Annotated in this window: 2 protein-coding genes and 1 pseudogene; 2 read left to right on the top strand and 1 reads right to left on the bottom strand. The window is 43.7% G+C overall.

The genetic code is table 11. The features are described 5' to 3' along the window. Positions 1–613 (bottom strand): annotated as a pseudogene (locus ACFIMQ_RS08920) (type ISP restriction/modification enzyme); the annotation flags it as partial. 427 nt (positions 614–1,040) lie between these two features. On the opposite strand from ACFIMQ_RS08920, the gene ACFIMQ_RS08915 reads away from it, so the two are divergent. Both ACFIMQ_RS08915 and ACFIMQ_RS08910 read left to right on the top strand, forming a co-directional pair. Continuing rightward, a complete protein-coding gene (locus ACFIMQ_RS08915) occupies positions 1,041–2,801 on the top strand; it encodes a ShlB/FhaC/HecB family hemolysin secretion/activation protein (protein WP_375703874.1) in 1,761 nt (586 codons plus the stop codon). Between the two features lie 91 nt (positions 2,802–2,892). Then, positions 2,893–4,817, top strand: a 1,925-nt coding sequence (locus tag ACFIMQ_RS08910) for a filamentous hemagglutinin N-terminal domain-containing protein (RefSeq protein WP_375703873.1), incomplete at its 3' end; no start/stop codon positions are given.

Raw genomic sequence — 4,817 nt, 5'->3', positions numbered from 1 at the left:
ACGATTTTCATTGTTTCTAAACTTACGGTAGTAACCCTTTGAAACAATTCTAGAGGGTAGGCAGGGTTGCCAACGGTTTCAACAGCATAACGGTTGGCATCATTCACAATGCCACTCTTTTTATCAGTTTTTACACACTGACGCCCCATAACCCATTCAAGAGCAGGCTTGCCATTGACGATATACTCATAAGCTTACTTAGGGATATCTGTCATGATGATATTGCTATTATAAATAACAGTTGATTTATCTTTCTCTTTACCTGCTTTTGAGAATTCCATTTCAGTCACGTAATAAAACTTTTCGGAATTAGGAATATCAGTTAATTTTGGATTAGCCTTTTTAAAGGTCATAGGATAAGGTTTTACATCTTCATAATTCACGTGCAGATGACCCAATTCACGCCCTGCTGTTACAAATTTCCAAAATCCTTAGCAGTTTTTATATAAGGAAGACGAGGCAATTCTTTAGAGAGGTTATCAGCATAACGAGCACGATAATCTTCCGAATGTAACAATCCATAGACGTAATAGAACAAATCATCTTTAGTGATAGTTTCATTAGGATAAGCAGCTTTAAAATGCGCTAATTCGTCATAAGTTATGGCATTACGCATTTTCTTTTTTCTTATTTTAGTAAATAAGCGATTGTCATGCTATTTTTCTTATCAAGCGATAATAATGGATAGTTTTTTGTTGTCTCTAATATGTAACAGTTCCAATAAATTTGGTATATTCTATGAATAACAGTCTTTACTTGAAGCTCAAGATTATATTACATGCAACACCTTAAAATTAAGAAGCATATATAGCATATGATTGTCATTTAACAGTGTCATTGTAAAATCTTCAAAAGCGGGGGAAATGATATGGTTTGCACAACTAATAAAGCAGGTGTATACAGTACAGTCTATGCTTTTTTCTCAGATGTTATAAGTATTACTCTCATCAAAAAATTAAAAAATTGTTACGCGGTTGGCGATTTTTTCTGTGACGCTGATGATGGGGGTCATTTTGTTGCTCATTTTGAGGGCACAATGAATGCATAGATTTTTTTTCATTTTTGTTTTTGCGGCTATTTTGTGCCTTTTTTCGTTGCCGAGTTTTGCCCAAAACATTCGTGAGAAAGCGATTAATCAATCAGAGAGCATCCAACGACAACAAACGCAACAACAACGTTTTCAGCAATTACACCGTAGAAACGAAACACATGGGGTATTTTTGCCAGACGATGATACCACATCTGCCTATGGTGCTTCGCCTAGTACAACCTGTTTGCTGATCAAAAGCATTGAATTTGTTGGTGCTCAGTTGATTTCTCATACCGACCTTCATGAAGCCATTTCTCTTTGGGAAGGACGGTGTTTGGGGATTGCCGAAATCAACAAAGTGCTCAAAGCGGTGACCAAGCTTTATATGAAGCGCGGCTATATTGCGGTGCGGGCTTATTTGCCTGAGCAAGATTTAAGCGGCGGTCATCTCAAGATTGTTGTAGTTGAAGGTGTGATGGAAGATATCACTCTGGATGGGCATAAAGTTGAGAGGAGACTTCAAGGAGAAATCACCACGGCTTTTCCAAACCTTATTGGAAAACCGACCAATCTGCGCCAGATAGAGCAAGGGCTTGATCAAATCAATCGGCTTTTCTCACGCCAAGCCACCATTAATCTTGGTGCTGGTGGCAATTCGGGTGGTTCGATACTCGATGTTCATATTGAAAAACAGAAACCTTGGCTTATCACGCTTTCCAGCGATAATCTTGGTGCTAAAGCAACAGGGCTTTATCAAACGCGCTTGAGCCTTTCTTTTGATGATCTGTTAGGGATCAATGATCAATGGTCGTTTAGCTATCAGCGTTCTATGGATGGTAGTCCGTATCATTTTTCTCACAAGCGTCCCAATAGTGATACTCTAACAGGATCATTTTCTCTACCCTATGGCTATTGGACAACTGGTTTTGATGGGACGTGGAGCCAATATCATTCGAGTGTTAAGGGAATATTTTCCGATATTATGACAGCGGGTAAGTCTTTATCGCTTACACCGTGGATTTCACGGGTTATCGACCGTGATCAAGAGGGAAAGACCTGGGTTACAGGACGGTTGACATGGAAATATTCTGATAATTTTATTATGGGCAGTCGAGTTGATGTTTCCAGCCGTAAACTAGCTATTGCAACCTTTGAGCTTGATCATTCGCGCAAGTGGCTTGGAGGAGAATTAAGCGCGCATATAGGGTTTCATAAAGGGTTGGCAATTCTTGGCGCTTATGACGATAAAGAGCAAGAGAATGTAACAAAAAATTCACCCAAAGGGCAATTTTCCAAATTGTCTTTTTCCCTAGGCTACGTGCGTTCTTTTTCGCTCAAACAGTATAACTTTCGCTATAACACGCTGTTTTCAGGACAATTATCACCCGACACGTTGTTTAGTTCAGAGCAAATATCGCTTGGTGGTAGTTCCTCTGTGCGTGGGGTGCGTGAGGCGATTTATTACGGCAATAATGGGGCGTTTTGGCGCAATGAATTGTCGCTGTTGTTGCCAGGTTTTTCTTCGAGAATGGGGCGTAAATTTATGAGCCAATTTGCCCCTTATATGGCGCTTGATCTGGGGGCTGTAGCCAATGATGTAAACAAAAACAGTTTTGGCGGGAGCCTCGTTGGGGCAACTCTTGGTTTCCATGCAACCGGAGACATTACGGATGTTGATGTGTCTTATTCAAATATTTTAACCCAATCGACAGTGCGAGAAAAGGGGAATGCGACAGGGTTATTTCAAGTGCGGGCATTATTGAGATTTTAGAGCAAATGGGCGGTAAAAATATCGCTGCGCTGTTTATACCCATATGGGTTGTTTTTTTAAAAGAGATAAAGAATTTTATGAGGAGCTGAAGATGCGGGGATTGAAAGATCAAAAGCATAGATTGGGATATGGATACAAGCTATGGCAGCGCGTTCTTTGTGTTTTGCAGCGAGGGATTCATAAGGGGCTTTCACTTGTTTTAAGTTTTTGCTTAGCTTTTCAGCCTTTGTTATTGCAAGCACAAGCGCTTGGAGCGCGAAGTCCTGTTGCACAAGAGAGCCAAGGGATTAAAGCAGCTGATGGGGTTGGCTCTGTTTTCCGCCCCACGGTGGGGAAAGCCGGCAATGATGTGCCGCTGATTGATATTGTTCGCCCCAATGGACAGGGTCTTTCTCATAACAAATATGACAGTTTCAATGTTGATACCCATGGCGTAATTTTGAACAATTCGACTGAGGAAGTCTCGCGTTCACAGCTTGGGGGATTGGTGCCAGGCAACGGCAATTTGCGTTATAGCGGTGCAGCAAAGGTTATCCTTAATGAAGTGGTAAGTGCCAATCGCTCGCGTCTTGAAGGCGTGAGCGAAGTACATGGGCATATGGCGGATGTTATTATCGCCAATCCCAATGGGATTACCTGTAACGGTTGTGGCTTTATTAATACACCACGGGTGACTTTATCGACTGGACAACCGATTATTGGAGCCGATGGCGCTTTGAGTGGATTGCGTGTTGAGGGTGGAGATATCACTATAGGCTCTCGTGGGGCTGATGGGAGTGCATTAGATATTTTTGATCTTGTTTCGCGCAAGATCAGTGTCGGGGGTCCCATACAGGTCAAAGGAGATTTGGCTGTTATCGCGGGGCGCAATCATTTTGATTATGACAAACGCGAAGCAACTTCTCTTGGTTCTGATGGCAAAGAGCCGGAATTGGCGATTGATTCCAGTGAGTTTGGTGGAATGTATGCGGGGCAGATTCGCGTGATTGCCAATGATAAAGGTGCGGGCGTTAAGATGCGCGGAGACATGGTTGCCAATGCAGGCGCCATGAGATTGACAAGTGATGGCAAGCTGGTAATTGCCAAAGCACGTGCCAAAGGAGCGGTGAAGGCTCATTCTCACCACGACAGTGTACATGTGAAAGATCTGCTTTTTTCAGAAGAAGCGGTTGAACTGAAGGCTTTGAAACATGTTGAACTGGCTGAGCAAGCTCGCGTTGCAGCGAGCGGTACTGTTGATGTGGGCGCCGATCTGATCAAGCTCCAGTCCCATGCTCTTCTAGCAAGCGGTATTGGGAGTGATGGTCAACAGTCAGCGACGGGTTCTTTGCATTTACAGGCAGCAAAGCTTGAGGCGGGGAATGGGCGGATAGCCGCCGGTGATCTTTTAGAGATCCAAGCAGCAACAATTGATCTGAGCCGCATGCAAGACAATGATCAAACAGGGGTTTCTTCCCTTGGCGATCTGACCATTAAAACCAATCAAATCAGCGCTTTAAACAACCATATTGGTGCCAAGGGGAATATTGTCTTGAGCGCCGATGATGCGCTCACTGTAGGCGCTGGACATTATAGCGCCGGCGGCTCTCTTTTGGTGGAAGCAGCAGAGCTTACATCACGCGCGCGCTTAGTGGCAGAGCAAAAAGTTGACCTTTATGCGCATCACGGTGCCCTGATCCAAGAAGGCACTGTCTGGTCCAATGGGAAGATAACGCTGGATGCCCATGGTGCCCTCAATCATACGGGTGATATTGTCAGTATGCAGCAGGTTGCCTTGACAGCGGGGGGCATGTTCACAACCTCTCAAGAGAGCACGATTTTAAGTTATGATGTGGTTTTAAGTGCTGATGCTTTAACCCAAGCAGGGACTGTGGAAGCCCAAGAGGGAGCATTAACCCTTCAAGTGCGTGATGGGGTCGCAAATAGCGGTACAATGCGCGGTGAGAGTGTCGATGCTCATATTGGTGCATTTACCAATCAAGGGACGTTTATTGCAACCGATGATTTGCATTTGAT

This window comes from Bartonella sp. AD13SXNS, from assembly GCF_042196465.1.
Taxonomy (GTDB): Bacteria; Pseudomonadota; Alphaproteobacteria; order Rhizobiales; family Rhizobiaceae; genus Bartonella.
The sequence above is the reverse complement of the archived record's forward strand: the minus strand, read 5'-3'. Positions and strand labels throughout refer to the sequence as shown.

Bases quoted from the DNA above. Each gene is read 5' to 3' on its own strand.
- ACFIMQ_RS08915 (WP_375703874.1), top strand. From the start codon at position 1,041: ATGCATAGATTTTTTTTCATTTTTGTTTTTGCGGCTATTTTGTGCCTT.